Genomic DNA, 22,431 nt, shown 5'->3' with positions numbered 1-22,431 from the left:
ACGGTCATTCTCTGTAATTTCGCCATCATGCTTGTCAGTTTGTAAATAATAAACTGTCAACCTATATCAGGACAAGACATTACCCCAGACCTGTCCTTGAAAACCTGTTCCTTCAACCCCTTTCCATTCGTGGATTACGCGATAAATTCGGTTCTTATTTACATGGTACTGATCGTATGAAAGTTCATCGAGAATATATAGGGTAATCAATAGACAGCAAGCCATCCCAATAGATAAACCCGCAATATTAATGGTCGCGTATCCTTTGTTTCGCCACAAGTTCCGCCAAGCGATAGTGAAATAGTTCTTCAGCATATTAAGGCAATTCTCAACAAGGTTGCCAAATTTATAACTTGTTTATAATAAGTTTGTTGCATGTTTATTGTTTTGAGAAGTGTTCATATTCGAACACCTGTCGTTCATATACGGGCAATGTTTATTTGGGAAATATATTGACACCTCCCCGATTTCAACCTTGTTCTGTGCATAAAGATCAACCATTGATATGATCAAGGTAGGTAACAGGAAGTATTTATACATATGGATAAGCACTTATTTAGGAAAGATAAGTAATTTAGGAGACTTTGATAGCGCTGGGCTATTTACTCAGAAGCAGATGGTAAGGCTCCTTAATGGCGCGGCTTTAGAAGTGGAGTATTACGTATGTTTACGAAATTTTGGTGATGCAGTTGAAACCATATAATACGTATAAATCGGCCACCATGTGATGTAAACAAAAGACGAAATATGCTAACGATTAGACAATGGACAAATCAAACGGTTATGATAGTATAGCGAGAACTTTCATCGAAGTTCGGGGACAAGCCGTCGACGGTATCGGTACATCGTCCGTGCGTAAATGGGCACAGACATTTGCTAAAGGATCTACCGTGTTGGACTTGGGTTGTGGAACGGGTATGCCGATTTCCAACGTCCTGCTAGACGAAGGTCTGACGGTTTATGGCATTGATGCATCCGCTACTATGATTGAAGCTTTCAAGGAGAACTTTCCCGATTCTTCCGCTGCCTGCGAAGCGGCGGAAGAATCGACCTTCTTTAATCGCCAATTTGATGGAATTATTGCTTGGGGATTACTGTTTCTGTTGTCAGCTGAAGTGCAAAAAGCGCTAATACCAAAGGTAGCCAAGGCTTTGCAAATTCGCGGTAAATTTTTGTTTACCGCACCATCGGTCGTTGCCGAGTGGGAAGACACGCTGACGGGGCGACGGTCTGTGTCACTTGGAGCAAAGGCATATCGGGAAATATTAACGTCATCCGGATTATCCTTGATAGACGAGTTTGAAGACGAACGTAATAATCACTATTATCATGCTGTTAAAAAGTATTAACAGAAGTCAGTTTTTATCTTTCTTTTCTAAGTACGAGCATTATACAATAAGGCCCTTACCGTCTCGGTATATTTCAAGTCAACTGAACCCTTTTTGGATAGGCAGTCTAAGCCTTCTATGCATGTATGAAGAAAAGCTGTAGAAAATCCGTTCTCTTTTCTATGTATTCCTCTTTTTTCTTGGAACGCTGTAATGGCAGTGGTTTCTGCTCTAGCCACACCGGTCGCCGTTGTTTGCCGCAGGAAAGTAAGGGGCAAGAGAGAACCATTAAAGTTAATTATTCAACTTGGGTTGCACAAGAAGAAAGCATATTATAATGGCATTTGGCGTTTTGAATTTTGCGAATTGTGAAACGCAAAAATATTTGCAGCTGTCCGAAACCGTACAACCGTTGTTCGGTTTCGGACAGCTGTCTTTGTCGAATCATGGAAAACAACCGCGTAAACTGCTTTTTGTTGCTGGCCGGTTTATTGTCGTGATGATCCTATCTAAATAGACCGTATTATGATCAAAGCATATCTGACCATTTTTTGGCGAAATTTTAAGAAGAATAAAGTTTTCTCCCTCATTAACATATTAGGACTTGCTATTGGCATGGGCGCCTGCCTCCTTATCTACACCTATATTCAATTTGAATGGAGTTATGACAACTTTCATGAACGAGGAAAGCGGATTTACCGGCTAGCAACCGATTTGAAACTTCCAATGGAGACCATTCATGAAAGTGCTACGCCTGCTGCACCTGCCTATCAACTGGCACAGGATTTTCCCGAGGTTGAGCAGTTTGTCCGCCTAATGCCCTTTAGTTTACTGGTACGTAAAGATGATCTGAAGTTTCAGGAGTCCAATACGTTGTTTGTCGATTCTTCTTTTTTCTTGGTCTTTAGTTTCCCCTTAATAAAAGGAAATCCTACAACGGCATTGAAAGAGCCGTTTAGTTTAGTACTTTCTGAAACGGCGGCCAAAAAATATTTTGGTGAAGAGGACCCGATCGGCCAGACGTTGCATGTTATGGCCGACGGCAAACCGGTAAAGGTCACTGCGGTGATGAAAGATATACCTGGTAATTCGAGTATATCATGTGATCTTTTAGTTTCCATGAATACTTATGAGCCCATTTTCAATACGTCATTAAATGACGAATGGGGAAACTTTGGTATGACTTCTTTTCTTCTCGTAAAGGATGGCGCTAATGCGCAGCAATTGGCAGCTAAATTCCCTGCGTTTTTGAAGGAGCGTTTGCCGCCCTACATCCGGCAAACCAATATGTCTTATTCGTTCTTTTTAGAACCTTTGCAGGATCTCTATTTACGGTCGGACCGCGTGGTAAATAAGGCTTTTCGAACCGGGAATGTTCAGAATATCTATATTTTTTCTGCAGTGGTACTGTTTCTCCTAATTATTGCAGGTATTAACTTTATCAACTTAAGTACGGCAAGGGCGATAGAACGGGCGAGGGAAGTAGGTATAAGAAAAGTGGCCGGAGCCCACCGCTTTCAGTTGATGGGGCAGTTTTTGGGTGAAGCTTTGATTATTAGTGTGTTGGCTTATGTGTTGAGTGCCTGTTTGGCGCAATTGCTGTTTCCCGTGTTTAATCAGTTGGCCGGTAAAGTGATCGGAAAATCCATTTTTGATGAGCCGATATATCTCCTTAAACTTTTTGTGGTTGCGGTTTCTGTTGGGTTGTTGGCCGGTCTGTACCCTGCTTTGGTGCTTTCGGGCTTTAGCCCGATCGGCACGTTAAAAGGGCGGTTTTCATCGGCCGGTAGAGGCTTATGGTTGCGAAAAGCCTTGGTGGTTGGGCAATTTACCGTTTCGGTTGTATTGATTACCGTAACTATCGTGGTGTATAAGCAATTAAATTACATGCGCGGGCAACAGCTGGGGTTTGATAAATCGCGGACCTTGGTGGTCGAAACCCGGTTCGACAATAAGCAGGAGGCGTTTAAGCAAGCACTGGCCGATATTCCCGCCGTTTCGTCTACCACACTTTCCAGTAGTGTGCCGGGTGGTGAAAATGGTAATCTCTACAGTGAGTTTGAAAACAGAAGTGGAGATAAGCAAACCGGAACGATCGATCAATATATGGTTGATTATGATTTTATTCCGCAATATGGCATTAAGGTTCTGGCCGGAAGAAATTTCTCCAAAGATTTTCGTACAGATAGTGCCCATGCCTTATTGGTGAACGAAACCATGGTGAAATCGCTTGGCTATAAAAGCCCTGAAGAGGCGATAGGTAAGCGTTATACGTTAGGGAATGGTGCTCATGGTGCAATTATTGGTGTCATCGCGGATTTTCATTTTCAGTCGCTCCAACAAGAGATAAGCCCCCTAGGCTTACAATTGCGTGCCGATGGTTTTTTTGCCAATTATATTTCGATCAAAATAGCCGGTGGAGACCTTCGGACTACCATAAAAGCGATCGAAGACAAATGGCAACAGACCATTCCAAACAGGCCGTTTAATTACTTTTTTGCCGATGAATATTTTGATCGGCAATATAAAGCAGAAGGCCAGTTTGGCAAGCTGTTCTTAACCTTTACCTTGCTTACCATTTTTATCTCCTGTCTTGGTTTGTTAGCCCTTACCGCTTATAGCACTTTACAGCGCCAAAAAGAAATTGGTATCAGAAAGGTACTTGGGGCCAGGGTAACCGGTATTGTTCGCTTGCTCACTGCCGATTTTCTCCGACTGGTTTTTATCGCTTTTATTTTGGCGTCGCCAATTGCCTGGATAAGTATGAAACATTGGCTGTCGGAATTTGCCTATCATATTCGACTGGAATGGTGGATCTTTATGATTGCGGGTAGCACGGCCGTGATGATTGCTTTTTTAACTGTTTCCTTTCATGCGATACGCGCTGCCATAGCCAATCCCGTTAATAGCTTAAGGGATGAGTAACTTTTAAGCTGAGCTCTATTACGGCTCTTTTAAAACAAAGGCCTGAAAAAATCAGGATATCCTTGGTCAGTAACCGCGCTGTTTCATGGCGGTGAAGTGACCTCCTACGAGCATGTCTGTCCAACGTTCTCTTCGCGGCCGTATAAGAGAGGACGGCGTTTTTATAATGTGTCAGTGTGTTCCACCAATTCTTTATTGATTATCGCTCCGGTAAAATTTCCGCTGGCCACCGCATTGGCAACCGAACGCATCGGCGATACATTATCGCCACAAGCGAAGACACCTGTCACGGAAGTTTTTTGAAGCTGATCGACCTGAATATGGCCCTGCTCCGTTAAAATGCATCCCAAGGATTCGGGAATAGGGCAGTGCTGAACGAAAGGAACCGAAGCGTATAGCGCATCCAGCTCGAGCATGTTTCCATCCTGTAAAAGCAAACTGTCTAAGTGGCCGTTCTGATGCAGGATTTCGCTGACTGGCTGTTCGATAATTGCAATTTGCCGTGCTTTTAAACGGTGCAACTGGTCGTCAGTAAAATCGGCATCACCATTGGTGAAAATGGTGAGATCGGCCGTCAGATTGCGGATCAGGGAAGCCATATGAAGAGCACGTTCGCCATTAGCCATTAAGCCGGTCTTCCTGTTACGGAACTCATAGCCGTGGCAATAAGGACAATGGACAACGGAGATACCCCAACAGGCAGCAAAGCCAGGAATATCGGGCATTTCATCTTTTATTCCGCTTGCAAAAAGCAGCTTTTTCCCCCAGAAGCTTGCTCCCGACCCCACAGTAATTTCGAAGCCGCCATTTTTTTGCGTTCCCAACACAGCCAATCCATCATGAAATTGAACGCTGGGATATTGTTCTACCTGTCGTCTGCCCGTCAAAGCAATTTCTGCGGGACGTTTCCCGTCCTGCGTCAAAAAATTATGCGAATGGGGCGTCTGCCTGTTGCATGGTTGACCGCTATCGATCACCAAGGTGCTCCTTAAGGAACGCCCCAAAGCCATTGCAGCAGAAAGTCCGGCGTAACTGCCGCCTATAATAATCACGTCAAAAATTTTTTGTTCTGTCATTGTCGTTACTTTTTCGGTAGACAAATATATGCATCTTTATTATTAATGTAACTGTGTTGCACTTAAAAGTAACGCCAATTAGCAAAAAACACTTATCGATATATCATTTTTTCTATACTTTTTGACGGGCACCATACCGAGATGCGTCATGATTTTTGCTTAGTGATCATTCAGACACAGATGATGTTGCAACACTTGGCACAATTTCGTTTTTTGGATGTTCCGACGCTTGCGTCTGAGCGATTTTGGTTTTCTTTTTCAATTGATTGTGGAAGTCTACAAATAATTTGGCATTTGGAAATTGATCATTCGGAAGGATTTTGATGATTCGTTCCGACCAACGCAACACATCTGCCAAAGCGGGGTCTTCCGGGTCTAAAACCTGATCGAGTATATGGGACGCTTCATAGAGATGGGTTACAATCTCGCCGGTGTACTGGTTGACGATAAATGCTTTCTCTTCCTGGAAGTCTGCCTGTGTACTGTCTAGCTCGCCGGTACGGAAAGGCTGCATGATTTTCTCGTAACGCCGTTTATCTTCTGCACGAATACTGTCCAAGGAGATGGAAAGAAACGGTTGTACATACGCATAAGCCGCTTTCTTGGCTTCCTCTTTATTTTTAGTCTTTTGCGCGTGATGCAATTGCAATCGATAGAAATAGGTTTTTTGTTTTTCCGCGATGTAAGGGATAAAGACCGATGCCTGCTGAAATAAGTCTTTTACTCTGGAAGGGTCGGCTTGTTGACAGGCAGTCTCTATATCCGTTAAAAGTACGGCGTACAGCTTGGGCGCAGCCTCCTGCTTTTGTTTGGTATTTAGTAACGGATATTGGTTCTGCATGAAACGGAAAGCCTTCGCCTGCGTGCTACTAAGATTTTGAATAAAGAAATGTTGGGTAGCGCTGTCCGTGCGCTCCTGTGGTGTGCTGCTTTCAAAATATAGATCTAAAGCAGGACTGGTTTCCAATTCCAGTGATTTTTTGACTTCAATATAGTGTTTTAAGAAGGCCTTATCGTTCTTTTTTTGTTCGTATTGCTTTTCTAGGCCAGACAATAGCCCGGTCTTATTCTTTTCGAGCGCTTCTTGTGCGATATCGATAAAGCGGGACGGTTCTTGGTAATCCAATATTCTTTGCAACAAATTGCCATTTGGGTCGAAGTAAAGGTAGGTGGGATAAGAGTGGATCTTGTATTGCTTCACCAAAGCGGGGCCTTCCTCTTTCTCGGCATCCAGCTTATAATTGATGAAGGCGTTATTATACGCTTCACTAACGTGTGGCAGCGGAAATACTTCCTGATCCATCCTTTTACAGGGTGGGCACCAGTCGGTATATACGTCTACAAAGATGGGTTTGTTCTCCTGCTTTGCTTTTTGTAGTAATGCGGTCCAGCTTCCCTCGAAAAACTGAATCCCTTCTTTGGGCTTTTCTTGGGCGAATAGGTATATAGGTAATGCGACTACGAGTGTGATAGTCAGGAACTTTTTCATAATCACTAACGAAATTGGTCGCCTAAATATACAATATTTAACTGAATAACAGTTTCTTATTTGTAATACAACGCTGCCGCTGCCTCATCGGTATACGCTTTTTGTCGCGATGGCGATTTGCGTATATTTGAGGGTGCGCTAAAGTCTTACAGTAGTAAGAAAAATAACAGGTAGGTGTCCCCGTTTTGCCGTTTCAGTCGTCAATGGGATAAACAATAAAAACGCTAAAAATGAAAGAATTTGCATTAATTTTCAGACTGAAAGACATTGCGGACTTCCAGCCGTCGCCAGAACAGATGCAGGAACGGATGAATTGGTTAGGAAGCATTGCTGCACAGAATAAGCTGGTAGACAAAGGGAATACATTGCTGCCGGCCACCGGAAGTGCCAAAACCGTAAAGCCAGACAACGTGGTAACAGATGGGCCTTATACCGAAATCAAAGAGTTTATCAGTGGCTATATTGTGGTAAGAGCGGAAAGCATTGATGAAGCGGTAGCAATGGCTAAAGGAAACCCGATTTTTAAAATCGGCGGGAACATTGAAGTTCGCGAAGTTTTAAATCGCGGTTAGTTTTGAAGGACGCGCAATCATATCACGAACTTTTACCGCATTTATTCCGACAGGAATATGCGAAAATGACGGCTGTTTTATGCCGTCATTTCGGTTTAAAGCATATAGAAATCGCCGAAGATATCGCCAGCGACACCTTTCTGAAAGCATCCGAACATTGGGCCATTAACGGCGTTCCGGAAAACCCAACGGCTTGGCTTTATACGGTTGCTAAAAATAGGGCCAAAGATTATTTTAAACGCTTATCGGTGTATGAGCGACAAGTCATTAATGAAATTGTTGCCGATAACATTCAAGGCGAGTACGATTTCGAACTTGATGGCCCTGCTTTAGCTGATAGCCAGTTGGCGATGATTTTTGCCGTTTGCAACCCGGCAAATTCAAGCGCATCCCAAATCTCTTTAGCACTTCAAATTCTTTGTGGTTTCAGCGTAGAAGAAATTGCGAACGCGTTTTTGGCCAAACCCGAAACCATAAAAAAGCGCTTACTTAGAGCAAGAGCCAATCTTCGGAATGACAATTTTCGACTAACCATAGGGAATGAAACGGACATCCACCCAAGAATGGACAACGTTTTAAAAACTTTGTATCTACTGTTTAATGAAGGTTATTTTTCTAAAACTAATAACCAGCATATCCGAAAAGAGCTCTGTTCGGAAGCCATAAGGCTTACTTTACTGTTAACGGAACACCCTTTAACCCATACTGCTCAAACGTATGCCCTCCTTGCGCTTATGTGTTTTCAAAGCTCCAGGTTGCAGGCAAGGGCAAGCGATAAGGGCGAAACGATCCTTTTTGAGGCGCAAGACAGAAATCTATGGGACCAGTCGCTCATTCAGCGAGGCAATTACTATCTCATAAAGGCTACTGATGGAAACGAGGTCTCCAAATATCATTTGGAAGCGGGTATTGCTTATTGGCATACAACACCTATAGACGAAAACAAGTGGCAACACATTTTACAGTTGTATAATCAGCTTATGCTTATTGAGTACGCTCCGATGACCGCATTAAACCGGGCCTTTGCTTTTGCAAAAGTTTATGGAAACGAAAAAGGAATCCACGAAGCCGAAAAACTAAAGTTAACCGAAAATGCTTATTACCATGGCTTGTTAGGCTATTTATACGCTCCTATTAAAACCGACCAAGCGATTCATCACTATCGACGAGCTGTACAATTGACTAAATCCAAAATGGAAAAACTGACGATCGAGAAAGAATTACAGCGTCTGATTAGTTAAAGCCTTCAATTTTTTTTCTGCTTGAAGGCTTTATTATGCTAATCAACGTTGTAGCATCGCTTAAGACATCCTTACTTAGTATTAATCCTTTTTTTTCCCGAGATTCAGTGGGATTGAGGTTCCCGCCTGGGTAAATATCCCTTCAATGGAATCTTGTTGAACAACTTTGCCTTCGTAAACGCAACGGAGGTTCACGAGAACAAAACGCAATTGGTCGTTTTCAAATGTCAAGGTGTCAACTGGCAGCCCAAACTTCTGCTGCTTCGGACTGTCGACAGTCGCTTGATAGGCACCATCCGCGCCATTTACATGTAAAACCAAGGGAAGTTCGACTTGCGGGACCTGGATCAATCCGGACCACGTGCCGTTTATTTCTTGTGCTCCAGACGTTAACGTGCTGCCCGCTAATAGGGCAATAATAAACGATGCAGTCTTGGTAAATTTTTTAATGTACATAATGTTTGATTAAAGTGGATAATATGAATAGTTTAATTGTTCTTTTATCAAATAGCTGTAATCGGCTTCCGAATGACGTCAATTCAACCAAAGTGGCTTCGATAGGGTATATGATGAGGCATTTCGGTTTCAATAAAAATAAGTTTTATTGCGCTATTTTTAAAATGTTATTGAGGGAAAAACGATAATTCAGAAATAATGACGTTAATGTCAAAAAATTGAAATCATATTTGCCAGGAGTTTGGATTTAAATCTATTCCCACGTCATTGATTTGATCCATCTACTTAAATCGTGATAAATCAGGTAATGCTGCCTCGATTTTGATCCGAACGTTTTGTTGCGTGCGAATATAGCCGGTTACGAGAAAAATAAGCTGAACGACCTTGCTAGGGTTTATCTCGGCAGTATCCTGCCAACGATAGCATTTGAAAAAAAATAATAAAAAATTTTGCAAGTGTGTATTTATTACACTATCTTTGTGTCATCATAATTTAGGTTTATAATTGGTTAGTTAAAAGACTTCAATCTCCCCGGTTGAAGTCTTTTTTTTTGTCACTAAATGAAGTGGCGTGAGAATGTCGATATTGTTTAATGATTGTGATATATTGCGGGCAAGTGCAGTAAATCGCTTCCGATCAGGATGTGTGAATTTTTAGTTAAGTTTGCAATAACTATGGAAAAAGCGGTTAATGCGGATGAATTTGTAGCACGATTTATGGTGGGCAATATGGACCACCTTCGCTATAAGCGTTCGCCGGTGAAGGTTTTCCGGCTCAGCGATATCGCGCCTTATCTCAAAATCCCCATACCACCCATCCTCTTTGGCTATAATTTATTGATCCATATAACGGAAGGCTCTTTTGAACATCAGATAGGTACAAAGGTCTATACGGTGGAAGCACCCGCTGTACTCATCAGCCCTTTCGGTAATATTTCGGCCATCAAATCGGTAGATAAATCGGCTAAAGGGCATTGTGTGTTGATAAACGACAGTGCCATGACGTCTATCTTTCGGGAGCAAGAGATTCTAAACATCTTTACAATCTCTCCGCTCCTTAATTTATCAGCAGCGGTAAGTGATGGCCTCGATCAACTCCTTCGGCTGCTTTATGAGGAGCTTCATACAGCCGAGCCTTATAAAGAATTGGCCGAAAGTTTGCTCAAATCTTTGTTGTTGAAGATTATTAAGCTTTCGGCATCTAACCATACGCTTTCCAGGACGCAAGAGATTGCCACGCTATTTAGGCAGTTGGTGCATAAGCATTGCCGGGAACACAAGCATATCGGTTTCTATACGGACAAACTCGCTATATCGGCGAACTATTTAAACAGATGTGTATCGGCGGTTTATAATAAATCATCCAAACAACTCGTTTTGGAAGTGTTGGTGATGCACGCACAGCTGATGTTGGCCGAATCGAGTAAAAGTGTTTCCGATATTTGCTATGAGCTCGATTTTCCGGATCCATCTTACTTCTCGCGTGTTTTTAAAAAGCTGGTGGGTGTGTCGCCTACGGCCTATCGCCTGAAGGCCATGTAGCTAATTTTGGTCTATGCACGATTTGTCCTAGTCTCTGCACAGAATCAAACAGCTTCTTACGCTTTTGCCAATTAGATTTGTGAAAGTTGATTGCAAATATAACATGTAACTATGATGAATATAGAACTGCCCGCAAGTGAGGTCCAGAATTTTGATCTCTTTATTAACTCGTTTAGGAAAAAATTAGCAAGCCTGTTTCGTACTGAATACGACTATAATACCCTTAGCTTAAATAGGGGCCTGCCGCCCAGTTTCTTGAGTGAAATTATGGATATGAAGCCGCTTTCGGTGGCTATCCCCGAAAGCTATGGAGGGCGCGGCGCAATTGTGAAGGAATGCTTAAGCGTGTTATCGGCGGCTTCTTATGAGTCATTATCACTTTCGCTCATTTTTGGAATTAATATCGCCCTCTTTCTGGAACCTTTTGCCAAATATGGGCAGGTGGGAATAAAGGATGACATCTTTAAACAGTTTTTGGAGAACAAGGCGATGGGGGGACTGATGATTACCGAGCCGGATTATGGAAGTGATGCACTCAACATGCAAAGCTATTATACCGAACAAGCCAATAGCTACCGGATTAAGGGAGAGAAGCATTGGCAGGGCCTAACGGGAGCGGCCGACTTTTGGCTGGTAGCGGCACGGAGGAAGAATGAGCAGGGTGAACTGGTGCGCGATATTGACTTTTTCTTAACGGATAACAGTCGTGCCGAACAGCAAATCGAAGTAAAAGAACGTTATAATAGTTTGGGGCTTTATGCCATTCCTTATGGCCTGAATCATATTGATGTGGAAGTGCCGGCCGCACAGCGCCTGTTGCCCGAGAGTACAGGACTCAAATTGATGTTGGATATGTTACATCGCAGCAGGCTGCAGTTTCCGGGAATGGGTATGGGCTTTATTAAACGATTGTTGGATGAGTCCTTGCAGCACTGTAAAACAAGGCAGGTTGGTGGTTTGCCTTTGCGTGAAATGGATGCCGTGCAGTTTCAGTTATCGCGCATTCAGGCCGCTTATACCATCTGCTCGGCGATGTGTTCTTACGGCTCGAAGGTCAGCTCCATCGAACAGGATGTGTCTGGAAACGGCATTGATGCGAACAGTGTAAAGGCTTTGGTGACCGATTTAATGCACGAATCGGCGCAGATAGCGCTACAGCTGTCGGGTGCCAATGGCTATCGCTTAGATCATATAGCGGGTAGGGCGGTAGTGGATAGTCGGCCTTTCCAGATTTTTGAAGGTTCGAATGAAATGCTCTACACACAAGTGGCGGAATCGGTGGCTAAGCTCATGCGGAAACGCAAGGAGCGAAATCTATTGCGCTATTTGAAAACTTATGCACTGACGGCACATGCTGCACCTTATTTTGCCAAAAGTTTGGATTTCGATTTTCCGGAGCAACCGAAGAAGCGTGATCTGGTAACCCTGGGGAGAATCATCGCCCGGATCATCTGTTTTGATATGGTGTTGGTATTGCAGGATGCCGGATTTAACCGCGAGCTGGTTGATATTACCTGTCAACATGTACGTATGGACGTGGATATGCTGATGGGGCAACTTGTTAGCAATAATGGGGCGGTAGCGCTGATGGACTATGAGGAAGGTGCCCTTTGGGCGGATTTCGTTTAGGCACCATCAGCGGGTTTATCCGGTGTGATGGTGTCCCTGTGTACAGTGCTTTCTTAAAAAGATGCACGAAGGCTGAAAACAAGGTTTCTTCCTGCTGAAACGATACCCGACGAATAGGTGCGGTACATCCGATCTGTTAAATTTTCCAAGGCTGCATGTAGTCCAAAGGTTTTATTGAACTGATAGGAGGTTTGGATGTTCCAGGTTGTCCAAGCGGGCGAGAAAGGATTGCCTTCTTCATCTACAGCATACATATAATCCTTCTCACGTTCAGTAGGAGCAAGGTCTTTGTACGGAACTGACGCGTTGTATATCACGTATAAATCTCCACGAAGGCCTTTGTACTGATAGCTTAAACGGGTATTGCCAAACCACGAAGGACCGACATGTCTGAGCGGAGCCGTTGTTTCATCATCCAATTCTTCTTTACCATGCTGGTAAGTGAAACGACTACTTAGCTGTAGGTGAAACGGTAGTTGATACTTTAAACCTGCAGTAACGCCATAAACATCGGCGTAAGCTGCGTTCTGTATGGCCTCCACTGTACTGAGCTCTCCGCTATATTCAATCTCGCTTTGTCCGTTCAGGGTAAAGGGGCGCCGTACCATGGCTTGATCGAGGTAGGTATAATAACCGGTCAGCTCAGCCTCTAGCCTTCCTATACGCTTTGCGGCTCCCAGCTCGACATTTGTGGCATGCTCTGCGGCCAGCGCCGGATTCGGTACCACCACAGCGCCGGGAGTGGATTCGAACACTTTACCAATATCATCGATGTTCGGTGCGCGGAAGCCGGTGGAAACATTAAACCGGGTTTGCCATGAGTCGGTCGGGAGGTAAACAAAGCCAATGCTTCCTGTCAAAGCGCCATCGTTCAACTTTATTTGACTGAAGGGAAAGGGGTAAAAGCTTTGGTCTAGTTTTCCGCGGATATTGAAAAAGTTGTAGCGCAAACCGGATTGTAATACAAAGCGCGTGCTTGGCTGAAATTGATGGGTCAGAAAAAGTGCTTGCGAGGTCCAGGACGAGCCATCAGGATAGCGGCTTGGGCCGTTATCTTCTTCCCCGGTGCTGATGTCTTCAACCGATCCGAAAGAACGCACTTTATTATAGATGCTCTCTAAACCGTAGTTTAAACTGTTTTTGGTGCCGAGAGATTTATAAAAATCAACATTGAGGGAATAAGCATGTACCTTTTCGGTGTTGTGAATTTTATTCGTTTGATTTAAGTCGCGATCATGCCGGCTTTCTTTAAAGTATTGATAAGCGAGGTTGATCTTCATACGGTCAAAAAGCGCCTTTGGTGCCTCATGTACGAGAGCGAGATGGTTCATCATCCATTCTTGTGGGCCATAATACCATTCTGCAGAACGCGGCAACCCGTTTCGGTAACGTAGGTGCCGATCGTATCGCGCGTTGTCTGAACTGGTGGAATAATGAAATGCATATTGGAGGGTCCAGGCTTCGCTGGGCTTATAGTAAATTTTTTGCAGCAGGTTTAATTGCTGATAACCGGTTGGTATTTGTTTGTAGGGGTCGGTGTTTTGTACAACCACATCTTGTTGGTTTTCACGGATGACATATACTGGCCGAAGGTAGGATGGTTGGCCGCCGTGTTTGCCCATTTTTAAGTCGTCAAAATCGGTTGCAGTAATACTGGTAACGCTTGCCCATTTTCGCCAGCCGAGTCGGAGATCAATATGTCCTGTTTTTTCTTGATTGGCGGAAGACCAGCGGGTTAATATATTGCCTTTTGCCAATGTAGTGCCCGATTCACTGAAATAGGGGGTTAAGGTGTGGAAATTCATCACCCCGCCGATCGCATCACTGCCGTAAATCACTGATCCGGGACCGAAAAGCACCGAGACGTCTTGCGTTGACAGCGCGTCTAAGCTGATTATGTTCTGTAAATTTCCGCTTCGGAAAATCGCGGTATTCATCCGTATATCATCTACGGTGATCAAGACCCTATTGGTTGCAAATCCTCTGATCATGGGACTTCCTCCAGAAAGCTGGCTTTTTTGTATGAGTAGCTCGCCTGTGTGCCCTAAAAGGTCGGCCGTAGTCTGTGGTTGAAGAAAGTTTATGTCATTTTGATTAATACGTGTGATTTTTATCGGTAAGTTTTTGTCAAGCTGTTGCAATCTGGTTGCGCCAATGAGTACCGGATCTAAATAAATGGAATCTGTTTTATTTGTTTTTTCGTCCTTCTCACGGGATAAGACGGGTTTTTTTCCGATGGTGAGTAGTGATATAGCTGTTATTATGATATTCAATGTGATTTTGCAATCTATTTTTCGGTTTATGTTGTTTTTGATTCTCATAATTTTATTATAAAAGCAAATTTGTATGTTATTCTCAATGCAAAAGACGTTAATTTTTGTTTAAAAAAATGCTTTTATGTGTTTAATACTTGGTTTATGATATAAATATTATGGTGTATATGTGCTTTTTTGAAAAATTTTACTACAAACACAAATCTTTTGTCGATTAAAAAAGAATATATTGTTGTTTATTTCAATAAAATTGATAAAAATTACTGAATTAATACTATTTTTCGATAAAAAATAAAATATATCTAATATTGTGCAGTACAAATTATGAAATAATCAATACTGACAATATTTGCCGCACTGTTGTTGGTTTTGGTTCTAGCAAATATTTTTAACCATACATTAATATGCTTTTTATGAAACCGAAACTAACTCTCCTCTGCTTCTTGCTGCTATTCGGCCAACTGGCGCGCGGCCAAATGAAAACCATTACAGGAATCGTTGTCGATGGAGGCGATAATAGCGCCTTGTCCGGTGTGAGCGTCCTGATAAAGGGGACGACGCAGGGAACGAAAACAGGAACTGATGGCAAGTTCCAATTACAGACCAACGTAGCAAACGCAGTGCTGGTATTCAAATTCCTCGGTTATGAAACAAAAGAGCTAAGCGTAGACAATCAAAGCCAAATAAGTGTTCAGCTACATGCTACAGAGAATTTAATGGAAGAAGTGGTGATTACGGGTTACGGAGGTGCCCAAAGTCGACGGACGGTTACCAGTGCCATCTCGCAGGTTAAAGCAGAGGAAATTGCCAATATTCCGGCATCCAGTAGCGACCAACTTTTACAGGGCCGCGCTTCGGGGGTACAGGTGAGTTCTAACTCGGGTACACCCGGAGGGGGCGTTTCTGTCCGTATTCGCGGTACGTCATCTATCAATGCGTCCAGTGAACCTCTGTATATTATTGACGGAATCCCGATGCAGTCAAACAACCTTTCAGGCCTAAGCATTGGCGGCGGTATTACGAATCCGATGGCCGATATTAATCCAGCGGACATCGAGTCAATGGAAGTGTTAAAAGACGCCTCGGCAACAGCAATTTACGGTGCAAGGGCGGCCAACGGCGTAGTGCTGATTACGACTAAGCGGGGAGCGAACAAGAAGGCTGTAATCAACATCGGTGCCTACATGGGCGGGCAGGAAATCACCAAGAAGCCAGGAGTAGTGGATGGTCCTTCTTTTGAAATGTTGATGAACGAGGTGGCTGAGAATGCCGGAAATCCGGCGCCTTATAGTAATCCGGCCAGCGCGTTGAATACCGATTGGGCTTCGCCGATCTTAAGGACAGGGCAGCTCCGAAACGTCGATCTATCCATCAGCGGTGGAGGAGAGAAAGTACGCTATATGATTTCCGGTAATAATTTTTTGCAAGAGGGAATCATGAAGAATTCAGATTTTAGCAGAACAACAACCAGGGTAAATCTCGACTTTACACCGATCGATAAACTTAATATGGGAACGAGTATACTTTATTCCCATAACTCTCGGAAGCGACTACGAAACGACGATAATATCTCAGGGGGCTTAGAGGGAACCTTCTTTTATCCGCCCAACCATGGTATTTATAATGAAGACGGGTCGTATTTTAAGATTCCTACTTTTGAGAATCCACTCGCGGCGATCAATGAAACCACCATTGGTATGCTTACCAATCGATTCTTGGGTACCGTGTTTGCCGAATATGAGTTTATTCCTAATTTGAAATTGAAATCGAATTTCAGTTTCGATTATAGCAATGTAGCCGAAAGCGTATACGATAACTCCAAAACCAATAATGGTTCGGCGGTGGGAGGCGTTGCGCAAAGGCTGGGTACCAATAATAGCAACTGGATTCAAGAAAACGTGCTGAGTTATCGTTTTACTGCTGCCGGGCATAACCTGAATGCCTTGATAGGAACGACCTTTCAGCAGTCGCGGACTGATGTGGCAACATCTACCGGACAAGGTTTTCCGTCCGATGCCTTTCAAGAGATCGTAGCTGCTGCTGTGCTGCGCTCCTCCTCAACCAGTACAAGCTATGGCATCGCTTCTTTCTTTTCGCGTGTCGACTACAACTACCAATCTAAATATTTGTTTACGATGAACTTACGCCGAGACGGTTCTTCCCGCTTTGGTTCGGAGAATAAGTGGGGCACCTTTCCGTCAGTCGGACTGGGTTGGGTGCTTAGTGAAGAGTCGTTTATGCAAAACCTTGGTTTCCTAAGTACCGTTAAACTTAGGGGAAGTTACGGTGTTACCGGAAATCAGAGCGGCATCAACGATTTCCAGTCACTGGGTCTATGGGGAGGGGGCGCTTACGCGGATTTGGCGGGTATCGCCCCTACCCAATTGGCCAATCCCAACCTGAAATGGGAAACGACGAACCAGTTGGATCTGGGAATTGAGTTTGGCCTGTTTAAAGACCGCATGCACATCGATATTGATTATTATAACAAACATACCAAAGATTTATTGCTAGCCGTATCGATTCCGCGTACGACAGGTTTCGATCAACTTGTTCAAAATTTTGGCGAAATGCGAAATAGAGGCGTAGAGCTGGGTATTAATGCCGATGTTCTAGGGCCTAGCAGCGCGTTGAAATGGGATTTAGGTTTTAACATTGCCACTAATAAGAATAGAATTTTAAAACTGGCGGCACCATTCAATGTGTATAACCGGGATATCTATCGTTATGAAGAGGGAGGTGAAATGTTCTCTTTTTACCTACACCCGCAAACAGGGGTGAACCCGCAAACGGGAGCGATCGAGTTCGAAGACGTCAACGGCGACGGCGAATTCGATGTAAATAATGATCGTCGTATTGTGGGGTCGGCCAACCCCGATTTCTTCGGCGGTATTACCAATAGCTTTAAGTGGAAGGGCTTCGATCTGAGCGCTTTCTTGCAATATACCTATGGAAATGATCAACTGAATTGGAATCGATTCTTTCAGGAACATGGAGGAACCAGAAGCACTAATTTTTCTACGAGTCAGCTCGACCGCTGGCAGCAACCTGGTGATATAACAATGATTCCGCGGATGACGGCTGATAATTATGCTTCGGATATACGTCCTTCTCGTTTCCTGGAAGATGGTTCGTATATGCGACTGAAAAACATCACTGTCGGTTATAGCCTGCCTGCTTCTTTTGCCAAGAAGATCGGTATGTCGACCGCGAGGGTGTATGTGTCTGGACAGAACGTGTTCACGATAACGAATTACACGGGTTTAGACCCCGAATTAACAGGTACTGCCTCGAATACGCTAACACAAGGTATCGAGTTTTACAGTATGCCTCAACCACGTACGTTTATGGCCGGTGTTAACCTTAATTTTTAAAGAGATGAAAATGATCAATCATAAAATTGCTAAGTGCATGGTGCTTTTAATCTGCACCGCTAGTAGTGTTTTGACCGCTTGCGATGGTGTCTTGAATCAAGATCCCCGTAATGAATTGAGTGAAGGAATTGCTATTTCTGATGCCCGGAGTGCACAGGCGGCCGTAGCCGGTTTGTATAACCAGCTACAGGGCGGGAATTATTATGGACGGAATTTTTTGATCATGAGCGATGTGTCCAGCGATCAGGGACAGAGTATCGGTACCTGGGATTTCTATCGTGAAATGGATACCTACCAAAATTCTACCGGAAATACAGAAATCGGTTATTTCTATAGCCGCGCTTATCGCACCATCTATGTGGCAAATACCATTTTAAATTTAGCGCCGGGAGTTAGCGACTTGACAGAGACACAACGGAGCACCATGCTGGGCGAGGCCTATTTTGTACGGGCTTTGGCGTATTTCGACTTGCTGCGTACATTTGGCGGGTACCCTGACGTGGTAGGAACTTTGGGTTTTGCGCCGGCCAGCCAGGATGAAAGAGGCCAAGTGACCAATCCCGCGCGATTGCCGTTGATGGAGAGCTACGCGATGGTGGAAGCTGATTTGCTTCAGGCGGAAAATTTGCTGCCTCGCTCGGCCGATCGCTCCAGGGCCTCGAAAGCGGCAGCGCAAGCCTTATTGTCGCGTTTATATCTTTATACAAGGGATTTTGCTTCTTGTATTCGTTATGCCGACCTGGTAATAGACGACGGTAATTATGCTTTGAACCCATCGTATACCGATATTTTTGCCACCAAATTAAGTACTGAATCTGTTTTTGAGTTGAGCTTCAACAACGCAGATCAGAGTGGTGTCCGGAACTGGTATTTTCCAACACCGCAGGGAGGACGTGGCGACTTAGCTTGCCATAATAGCTTCGTTGAAAAAGCACAGGCAGATGCCAATGATATTCGAGGTACGCTCTATGCCGTGGAACCGAGCCAAGGAGTCTATTATCCTACCAAATACAATAAAACAGGCAATATCGATAATATTCACGTCATCCGCATCGCCGAAATGTACCTTAACCGAGCGGAAGCGAAGGCTCGAAGTGAGAGCGATCTGGCTGGTGCTTTGGCCGATCTCAATCTGATTCGTAGCCGTGCGGGGGTGTCTCAATTAGCGCTGACTGACGCAGCGGCGCTTACCGAAGCAATCTGGGCGGAACAGCAACTCGAATTCGCTTTTGAAGGGCACAGTTTCTTTGATTTGGTGCGTACTGAAAAGATAGTTGAAAGGGTGCAAAACGTCCCCCGTCTCAATTCCCCGACCACTATCAGCTTCACGGATATTGAACGGGCATTATTTCCAATACCTTTATTTGAAATGAACGCCAATAGCAATATGGTGCAAAATCCGGCTTATCAATAAACCCTTAAATCTAATATATATGAAACCAAGCGTAAAAAAGCAACAGCCTAACGGATGGCTAAGGGGAAGCAGTCTCTTAACACTGTCTATATCCCTGTGCCTAATGACGGGCTTTTTCTCTGTCCAAGGGCAGGATATTCCCGCCGCTAAGCAGGAACTGCTGAAATCCATGGAATGGCGAAATATCGGCCCTAATAGAGGTGGACGCTCCCTCGGGATAGCGGGAAGTACGAAACGTAAAAATGAGTATTACTTTGGTGCTGTCGGGGGTGGGCTCTGGAAGACCCTTGATGGAGGAATTACTTGGAAGCCGGTGACGGATGGGCAGCTTAACAGCTCTTCGGTGGGTGCGGTTGCGGTTTCGGAAACGAATCCGGACATTGTTTATATAGGTACAGGTGAAACGCAATTCCGGGGTAATATCATGCAGGGCGATGGTGTTTATAAATCGACCGACGCAGGTAAAACCTGGCAGCATGTCGGCCTTAAGAATACACAGGCTATTGCCAGAGTACGGATTCATCCAATGAATCCGGATATCGTGTATGTTGCTGCTTTAGGGCATCCGTATGGGCCGAATGAAGAACGGGGTGTCTTTAAAACAATAGATGGTGGTAAAAGCTGGAAAAAGGTTTTGTATAAAGGGGATAAAGCAGGAGGTGTTGATTTGATTATCGATCCCCAAAACCCGGAAACCGTGTACGCTTCTATTTGGCAGGTGTACCGTACGCCATATAAAATGTGGGGTGGGGGTGGCGCCTCCGGGCTTTTTAAATCGACCGATGGAGGGGAAACATGGGAAGAGCTGACCCGGAAACCTGGTATGCCGCAAGGGACAGTAGGTAAAATTGGGGTTACGGTGTCTCCAGTGGATGCCAAACGCGTATGGGCAGTTGTGGAAGCAGATAATGGGGGGGTATACCGCTCGGATGATGCGGGCGCAACTTGGAAGTTGGTGAACAACGAAAGAAAATTGCGGCAACGCGCTTTTTATTATTCGAGGTTGGTGGCCGACCCAAAAGATCGCGACGGGGTATATGGTTTAAACGTAGGCTTTTATAAATCTACAGATGGAGGAGTGACCTTTGATAAGACCATTAAACCGCCGCACGGAGATAACCACGATCTTTGGATCGCGACGGATGATCCGAATCGCTTGGCAGAAGCCAACGATGGAGGAGGCACGATCTCTGTGAATGGAGGCGATACGTGGACGGATGAGGATTTTCCGACGGCTCAGCTTTACCACATCACCGTGACAAAGGATTTTCCTTATCATGTTGCAGGTGCGCAACAGGATAATACCACGATTGCAGTACCGAGTGAGGATTGGACCCATATGACCACGCGTACGAATTCTATTAAGCCGGGTATTGGTTACGCCTATTCGGTTGGCGGTGGTGAAAGTGGCTATATTGCACAGGATCCAAAAAATCCGGATATCTTTTATGCGGGAAGCCAGGGTGCGCTTTTGACGCGAATCGATCGGACTACCGGCCAAACGCGCGATGTGCAGGTGTACCCACGTTTCTTTTCGGGGGAAGAAGCTAAAGTGTTGCCCGAACGCTGGCAATGGACCTTTCCTATCGTTTTCTCACCGAAAGATCCGGACCGACTGTATACCTGTTCGCAGCATGTTTGGTTTACAGAAAATGAAGGGCAATCTTGGACAAAAATTAGTCCCGATCTGACGTATGCAGATACGGCGACCTTGGGCGTAAGCGGCGGTGTGATTACGCGCGACATGAACGGACCGGAAATTTATGCAACGGTGTTTGCCCTGGCACCTTCTAATCACGACGTCAATACAATCTGGGCCGGATCGGACGACGGGCTGGTGCATATTACACGCGATCACGGCAAGAACTGGGAAAACATTACGCCTCCGGATATGCCCAAAGACACCCGGGTAAGTATCATTGACGAGTCGCCCCATCACGCAGGTACGGCATATGTTGCGGCTAAACGTTATCAAATGGACGATCGTGCCCCTTATATTTGGAAAACCAAAGATTATGGTAAGACTTGGACGAAGATAGTGAATGGTATTCGTAGTGACGATTATGTGCATAGTGTTCGGGAAGATATCAAGGTGCCCGGCCTGCTTTATGCGGGAACGGAGCATGGTATCTGGGTGTCATACGACGACGGCGTGAATTGGCATTCTCTTCGGTTAAATATGCCAGATACGCAGGTGGCCGATTTGATCGTAACAGAAAAAGATTTGGTGGCCGGTACGCACGGGCGGTCGATCTATGTGCTGGATGATATAGCACCCATCCGTCAACTGGCGTCGCTTTCTGCCGATAAAACGTATCTTTTTGAGCCTTATGCAGCCATCCGGCGTGTAGAGGATGCCTTAATTCAGTATTACCTGCCTAGCGCTCCGGCTGATTTGACCATCGAGATTCATGACGATAAAGGTGAGCTTGTGGCGTCTTATGCGGGAGAAAAAGAGGAGAAAGCGGATAATGATGAATATGCCGCTTATTTCCGGACACAGAAAATGCCCAGCATGAAAGCCGGACTGAACGAATTTAAATGGAATCTTCGGTACCCCGGTGCAACGGCCTTCGAGGGGATGATCATTTGGAGCGGACGACCACAGTTAGGCCCTTTTGCGCCGCCGGGAAGGTATCAGATTACGCTTAAGACGGGAGAACAGCGCTTTACCAAAACCTTGGAAATCAAGCTCGATCCGCGTCTAAAAGGCGTTACCGAAGCGGATGTTAAGGAGCAATTTGCCCTTGCGATGGATTTGCGTAATAAAACGAGCCAGGCAAATGAAGCAGTTATCAAAATCCGTAAAATCAAGAAAGCGATAACCGATGCGAAGGCAAAAGATAGTAAGACGATGGCTAAATTGAGCGAAATAGAAGAAAATCTATACCAAGTTAAGAACCAAAGTTCGCAAGACCCGCTCAATTTTCCGATCAAACTTAATAACCGTTTGGCGTCTTTATGGCGTAGCGTAGAAACGGGCGATGCTAAACCTACTGCCGGTGCTTACCTGGTGGCGGAGGAGCTTACAAAAGAGCTGCAGGCCCATTTAGCTGCACTGGACGTTTTATTGGATTCCAAGGAATTGAAACCATTTATACAACAATTATAAG

General features: G+C 44.6%; 14 protein-coding genes. 9 read left to right on the top strand and 5 right to left on the bottom strand.

Going from position 1 to position 22,431, the window contains the following annotated elements; genetic code table 11:
- Window positions 1-66: 66 nt before the first annotated feature.
- Window positions 67-315 carry an ABC transporter permease gene (locus EPX21_RS20875; protein ID WP_134091598.1) on the bottom strand — a complete coding sequence of 83 codons (249 nt, stop codon included), beginning with the start codon at window positions 313-315 and terminating at the stop codon, window positions 67-69.
- 449 nt (window positions 316-764) lie between these two features.
- On the opposite strand from EPX21_RS20875, the gene EPX21_RS20870 reads away from it, so the two are divergent.
- Together EPX21_RS20870 and EPX21_RS20865 are read left to right on the top strand one after the other, a co-directional pair.
- Window positions 765-1,349, top strand: a complete 585-nt coding sequence (locus EPX21_RS20870; RefSeq protein WP_134091596.1) for a trans-aconitate 2-methyltransferase — start codon at window positions 765-767, stop codon at window positions 1,347-1,349.
- A gap of 504 nt (window positions 1,350-1,853) precedes the next feature.
- On the top strand, window positions 1,854-4,253 hold the full coding sequence (locus EPX21_RS20865) for an ABC transporter permease (protein WP_134091594.1): 2,400 nt from the start codon (window positions 1,854-1,856) through the stop codon (window positions 4,251-4,253).
- A 161-nt stretch (window positions 4,254-4,414) separates the two neighbouring features.
- Here EPX21_RS20865 and EPX21_RS20860 read toward each other — a convergent pair whose 3' ends face one another.
- The gene (locus EPX21_RS20860; protein ID WP_134091593.1) at window positions 4,415-5,329 is read right to left on the bottom strand and encodes an NAD(P)/FAD-dependent oxidoreductase; all 915 of its coding nucleotides are present in this window, start codon (window positions 5,327-5,329) and stop codon (window positions 4,415-4,417) included.
- Window positions 5,330-5,495: 166 nt separating this feature from the next.
- Window positions 5,496-6,818, bottom strand: a complete 1,323-nt coding sequence (locus EPX21_RS20855) for a thioredoxin fold domain-containing protein (protein ID WP_134091591.1) — start codon at window positions 6,816-6,818, stop codon at window positions 5,496-5,498.
- Between the two features lie 230 nt (window positions 6,819-7,048).
- Between EPX21_RS20855 and EPX21_RS20850 the strand changes: the two genes are divergently transcribed.
- Window positions 7,049-7,390, top strand: a complete 342-nt coding sequence (locus tag EPX21_RS20850; RefSeq protein WP_134091590.1) for a YciI family protein — start codon at window positions 7,049-7,051, stop codon at window positions 7,388-7,390.
- Window positions 7,391-7,392: 2 nt separating this feature from the next.
- Window positions 7,393-8,631: an RNA polymerase sigma factor gene (locus EPX21_RS20845; protein ID WP_206106126.1), complete on the top strand. Its 1,239-nt coding sequence runs from the start codon at window positions 7,393-7,395 to the stop codon at window positions 8,629-8,631.
- An 81-nt stretch (window positions 8,632-8,712) separates the two neighbouring features.
- Here the strand turns inward: EPX21_RS20845 and EPX21_RS20840 are convergent, their stop codons facing one another.
- Complete coding sequence (locus EPX21_RS20840; protein WP_134091589.1) at window positions 8,713-9,087, bottom strand: hypothetical protein; 375 nt, start codon at window positions 9,085-9,087, stop codon at window positions 8,713-8,715.
- A gap of 674 nt (window positions 9,088-9,761) precedes the next feature.
- Here EPX21_RS20840 and EPX21_RS20835 point away from each other — a divergent pair.
- Both EPX21_RS20835 and EPX21_RS20830 read left to right on the top strand, forming a co-directional pair.
- Window positions 9,762-10,628 (top strand): AraC family transcriptional regulator, encoded by an 867-nt coding sequence (locus EPX21_RS20835; RefSeq protein WP_134091588.1) that lies wholly within the window; start codon window positions 9,762-9,764, stop codon window positions 10,626-10,628.
- 111 nt (window positions 10,629-10,739) lie between these two features.
- Entirely contained in the window at window positions 10,740-12,257 is a 1,518-nt protein-coding gene (locus tag EPX21_RS20830; protein WP_206106124.1) for an acyl-CoA dehydrogenase family protein, read from the top strand.
- A gap of 53 nt (window positions 12,258-12,310) precedes the next feature.
- Here EPX21_RS20830 and EPX21_RS20825 read toward each other — a convergent pair whose 3' ends face one another.
- A complete protein-coding gene (locus tag EPX21_RS20825; protein WP_134091587.1) occupies window positions 12,311-14,578 on the bottom strand; it encodes a TonB-dependent siderophore receptor in 2,268 nt (755 codons plus the stop codon).
- Between the two features lie 365 nt (window positions 14,579-14,943).
- Here EPX21_RS20825 and EPX21_RS20820 point away from each other — a divergent pair, with 365 nt between their 5' ends.
- From EPX21_RS20820 to EPX21_RS20810, 3 genes are read left to right on the top strand one after another with little or no spacing between them, the layout of a single operon-like run.
- A complete protein-coding gene (locus EPX21_RS20820; RefSeq protein ID WP_134091586.1) occupies window positions 14,944-17,904 on the top strand; it encodes a TonB-dependent receptor in 2,961 nt (986 codons plus the stop codon).
- Window positions 17,905-17,914: 10 nt separating this feature from the next.
- Complete coding sequence (locus EPX21_RS20815; RefSeq protein WP_206106123.1) at window positions 17,915-19,318, top strand: RagB/SusD family nutrient uptake outer membrane protein; 1,404 nt, start codon at window positions 17,915-17,917, stop codon at window positions 19,316-19,318.
- 19 nt (window positions 19,319-19,337) lie between these two features.
- The gene (locus EPX21_RS20810; RefSeq protein WP_206106122.1) at window positions 19,338-22,430 is read left to right on the top strand and encodes a hypothetical protein; all 3,093 of its coding nucleotides are present in this window, start codon (window positions 19,338-19,340) and stop codon (window positions 22,428-22,430) included.
- Window position 22,431: the final 1 nt, after the last annotated feature.

The organism is Olivibacter sp. XZL3, assembly GCF_004368405.1.
GTDB lineage: Bacteria > Bacteroidota > Bacteroidia > Sphingobacteriales > Sphingobacteriaceae > Olivibacter.
This window is presented reverse-complemented; position numbering and strand designations above follow the sequence as displayed.